The sequence below is a fragment of the Microcoleus sp. CAWBG58 genome (genome assembly GCF_020883045.1).
GTDB lineage: Bacteria > Cyanobacteriota > Cyanobacteriia > Cyanobacteriales > Microcoleaceae > Microcoleus.
On sequence record NZ_JAHRFA010000040.1, the window covers coordinates 25,800 to 30,398 of the forward strand.

The 4,599-nt window shown below is 48.6% G+C and carries 2 protein-coding genes; one reads left to right on the top strand and one right to left on the bottom strand.

The window, feature by feature from the left end; genetic code table 11:
• Window positions 1-389 precede the first annotated feature (389 nt).
• On the bottom strand, window positions 390-3,131 hold the full coding sequence (locus tag QZ918_RS18560; RefSeq protein ID WP_293337470.1) for a DEAD/DEAH box helicase: 2,742 nt from the start codon (window positions 3,129-3,131) through the stop codon (window positions 390-392).
• 223 nt (window positions 3,132-3,354) lie between these two features.
• Here QZ918_RS18560 and QZ918_RS18565 point away from each other — a divergent pair, with 223 nt between their 5' ends.
• Window positions 3,355-4,521: a M14 family metallopeptidase gene (locus QZ918_RS18565; protein WP_293337472.1), complete on the top strand. Its 1,167-nt coding sequence runs from the start codon at window positions 3,355-3,357 to the stop codon at window positions 4,519-4,521.
• Window positions 4,522-4,599 lie beyond the last annotated feature (78 nt).

A 4,599-nucleotide genomic window follows, 5' to 3' on the forward strand; every position in this document is an offset into this window, starting at 1 on the left:
TGAGGACTTTAGTCCGCATTTAGGAAGGACTGAAGTCCTCACTACAAACCTTACTTACTGTTTGTAGTGAGGACTTTAGTCCGCATTTAGGAAGGACTGAAGTCCTCACTACAAACCTTACTTACTGTTTGTAGTGAGGACTTTAGTCCGCATTTAGGAAGGACTGAAGTCCTCACTACAAACCTTACTTACTGTTTGTAGTGAGGACTTTAGTCCGCATTTAGGAAGGACTGAAGTCCTCACTACAAACCTTACTTACTGTTTGTAGTGAGGACTTTAGTCCGCATTTAGGAAGGACTGAAGTCCTCACTACAAACCTTACTTACTGTTTGTAGTGAGGACTTTAGTCCGCATTTAGGAAGGACTGAAGTCCTCACTACAAACCTTACTTACTGAGTTGCAGCTTCATTTACGGGGAATCGATCGATCAACTGCATCGCCCGACAAGCATTTTTCCGCAAAGAATCGGAAACATGAGGAACATGAGGAATCTGAGACAAGAAATCCAAAGTCCGGCGCAAAATCCGCACCACATCCCCTTCATCCAAACTCGTGTGACTAATCAGTTCCAGCCATTCCACGCCCAGAGCCCACTGTTCCACCAAAGTCACTATATCCCGTTCCAGCCAAATCGGGATTGCAGCTTCGTGACGGTACTGTACTTGAAACAACCGGCGGCGCAGCCCTTTTTGCAGGTTGTCCAAAGGCGCCAAAACTTCCGGCGACAGCGAGTAATGAGTCCAACTGTCAGGCCGAGAAACTTCTGTAACCAAGGCCGCGCAAGCAGCAGCGAGGTGGTGGGGGTCGAGTTCGTCAAACTCGGCAGACATCAGGGACAAACCCAGCCACAGTTCATTATCACCGCGAATGGCGGCGCAAGCTTGACCCAAGATTGTGGGTACCAACCTGTCGGAGGAGTCATCTCGGTTCCCATCTGGGGAAATTACTCTTTCCAAACATCCGAAATTTAGCAAGATGTCAATTAAGTTGAGAAATTGCTCCCAGTAACGAGCTCGCTGCTTTTCTAAGTCTTGTTCGGCTTTGCGGATTTCTTTTTTCAATTCTTCGCGGCGGCGCTGGCGCTTGAGCAAAGTACCGGGATTGCCCCATTCGAGAACTGGGTGAATTTCTAGTTTAGCTTCTAGGGCGGCGATTTTCTGCTGTTGCTCGATCGCCTCTGGGCTCGGTTCCGGTGCGGGCAATTCTGGGATCGATTGAGCAATTTCCACAGTTTCTTCACTTCCCAAGCGACACTGGCCGAGTCTCAGGGTCAATTCGGGAGGCGGGTTTAAGCCATCTGCGACACTCAAGCGGGGTAGTTGGGCGTGGAGGGTGGCAACATCGCTAATGGCGACGATATACCAGCGGTTGTCTTTGCCCAAACATACCAAATTTGGTGCTTGGCCGGAACCTGGGATTTTGGCAACCAGTACGGCGGGGACTGGGGTTGTGTGCGATCGTTTGGCTGTCGGGACGTGTTTGCCCTTCAGACTCAGAACCGTGCCTAGCACTGCAAAAGCTACAGCTACGGACATCTCCTTAATGCGCGTTTCTTCTGCTTGCTGCAATAGAGTTTTCAGCAAACGTTTGTCTTCTTTGAGCCTTCCCTGCAATTTTTCGTAATGGGCGAGTTGTTTTTCCAGGGTAGAGACATTACCTCCGGCGGCCAGGGACTCTTCGAGCACCGCCAATTCTGCCAGTAACCGGTCTAATTCTGCTTGTTGCGGCTGCAAGTACAAGGTAGATAGATATTGACCAAAACTGCGTTCTACCAACTCTTGAGCTTCATCAAGCGTGTGAGTTTGCAGCAAATTCAGCACCATGCCGTAGCTGGGCGTAAACTGACTGGCAAGGGGGTCGGCCTTGGCTGTTGCCAAATAGGAGGCTTCCTTTGCGCCTTCAAAGCGGGTCTGAACTGCGACCACGTGCCCCAGCTCGTCCATGCCCCGGCGACCTGCCCGACCGGCCATTTGTAGGAATTCTGAAGCGTTTAGCAGTCGGTGTCCCTTGTCGGTGCGTTTGGACAGGGTGGAAATGACGGTGGTGCGGGCGGGCATATTGATCCCGGCTGCGAGGGTTTCGGTGGCAAATACGACTTTAATCAAACCTCTGCCAAAAAGTTCTTCTACTAAACCTTTCCAGGCGGGCAAAATGCCTGCGTGGTGGGCGGCGATGCCTTTTAAAAGTGCTTCTTTTTGACCGAAACGTTCTGCTTCTGGGTTGCGCTGTAAAAAATCGTCAATAATGCGTTTGAGCTCGGCTGTTTCGGCTGCGTTAACTAGGGAGAAATTGCCTACTTCTGCTACTGCTTGGTCGCACCCGCGACGGCTGAAGATGAAGTAAATTGCTGGTAGCATATCGCGATCGTCCAACCGAGACAAAACATCGGTCAAAGTGGGAGTCGGAATGCTACCTCTTTCTGATTTTTGCTGCTTCTTTTTGGGGACTAATCGCGGATTAGCTCTTTTGCCAGTTTCGTCTAAAAGGGGAAATATCCCTTTTTGATTGGCAAAGTGGAATTGTAGCGGCACTGGCCGAAAGTCTGAGTATACAAGCTCTGTGGGCCCGTGGACTTTGTTAATCCAGTCTGTGAGTTGGTCGCTATTAGCAACAGTTGCTGAGAGGGCGAGGAGTTGAATTTCGCTGGAACAATAGATGATTGATTCTTCCCAAACTGTACCGCGCTGGCGATCGTTCATGTAGTGACACTCGTCGAGCACCACGGTTTCGACTCCGGTGAGGGAAGCACCGACAGCGCCAATGGGCGTACCGTAGAGCATATTCCGAAATATTTCGGTAGTCATCACCAAAATCGGCGCATCTCGATTGAAGGAGATGTCGCCCGTCAGCAAACCTACCATCTCGTCTCCAAATTGATGGCGGAAGTCACGCAGCTTTTGGTTGGAGAGAGCTTTGAGGGGAGTGGTGTAGAAGACGCGCCGCCCTCTTGAGAGTGCTTGATGGATGGCGTATTCGCCGATTAAAGTTTTCCCTGAGCCCGTGGGAGCACACACGACAACGGATTTACCTGCATCGAGGGCGGCGATCGCATCTCTCTGAAAGTTATCTAGCTCGAATGGAAATATGGTCTTCAGATCCAGCTCTTGGCGGTTCTGGGAAGCGTTAGGCACAAGGATTATTATGAGGTTGCAGGTAAATATGCTTAAATCTTGCCGAAAGCAAGGCAGCAAAGGACGACTGTATTGATTTTAGACCAACGCCCGCAAATCGGCTATTAAGGAATAAGTCTGTTGGCAGTTGGCAGTTGGCAGTTGGCACAAGAAAGAAAAATTTTTGCCTTCTTCCCTCTTCCCTCTTCCTTCTTCCTTCTTCCCTCTTCCTTCTTCCTTCTCTATGATTCCTGTTATTTCGACTATTCCTGTAGTGCAGCTTGCTTCGGGCGATCGACTTTCGCTGCAAGTTTATCAATTTCGAGGTGCCGTTCCCGGCAAAAAGGCTTACATACAGTCTAACCTCCACGGTGCCGAAATTAGCGGCAATGCAGTGATTCACCAGTTAATTCAGTTGTTAATGTCTTTGGACAGCGATCGATTAATCGGGGAAATTTGGTTGGTACCGGTTTGCAATCCTGTAGGTGTGAATGTGCGATCGCACCATTTCTCGCCCGGCCGCTACAATCATTATGACGGGGCCGATTGGAACCGGATTTTTTGGGACTTTGAAAAAGCAGGCGAAGATATTCAGGCTTTTGCGAAGTCTCAGATCGATCGCGATGCTGATACGATCAAATGTAACTATAGAAAAGAGATTGCATTGAGTTTTGCGAAACAGTTGGCAAAAATCAATGCTCCCAGTTGCAGACCCTACAACGAAATTTACCGATACAAGCTACAATCTTTGTGTTTGGATGCCGATTACGTCCTGGATTTGCACAGTTCGACGAATCAAGCTGTAGATTATATTTATTGTTTTAGTTCCCGACAGGAAAGCGCGAAGGCCTTTTTGCTCGATCGCGGAATCGTGTTCGATGAATATGACGGCGATGCTTTTGATGAGGCGTTTCTCAAGCCTTGGCTGGCATTGGAGAAGAGTTTAGCAGAGTTGGGAAGTGCGATCGTCTTTGATGTCGAAGCTTGGACATTAGAATTAGGTTCGGGGATGCAGATGAATCCCGAGTCTGTGTCAAAAGGCTTGCGGGGGATAAAAAATTACTTAGCCAGTAAAGGTTTGTTGAAAATTGAAGGATTTCCCCTCCCGGAAACGGCGGCGCACCCCATAATTTTGACAGACAAGAAATCTGTACACAAATATTATTCTCCGGCGGGCGGTATGATTCAAGGTCGAGTGCAATTGGGGAGTTTTGTCAAGGAGGGCGATCGACTTTATCAAATTCTGAGTTTTAACAAGAATGGAGAACTTCCGAGTTTAGTTGAGGTTTGTGCGGAGTCGGATGTTTTTGTTTTTGATGTTTCGACGAATCAGTCGGCAAATCAAGGGGAATATGTGTTGTCTGTGTTGGTTCGTAGTAGGGACTTTAGTCCTCGGATTGATGCGGACTAAAGTCCTCACTACGAACCGTTTTAATATGATAGATTGATATTGTGTTGGTTCGTAGTAGGGACTTTAGTCCTCGGATTG

Coding starts and splice junctions, on each gene's coding strand:
- QZ918_RS18565 (WP_293337472.1), top strand. CDS start 3,355: ATGATTCCTGTTATTTCGACTATTCCTGTAGTGCAGCTTGCTTCGGGC.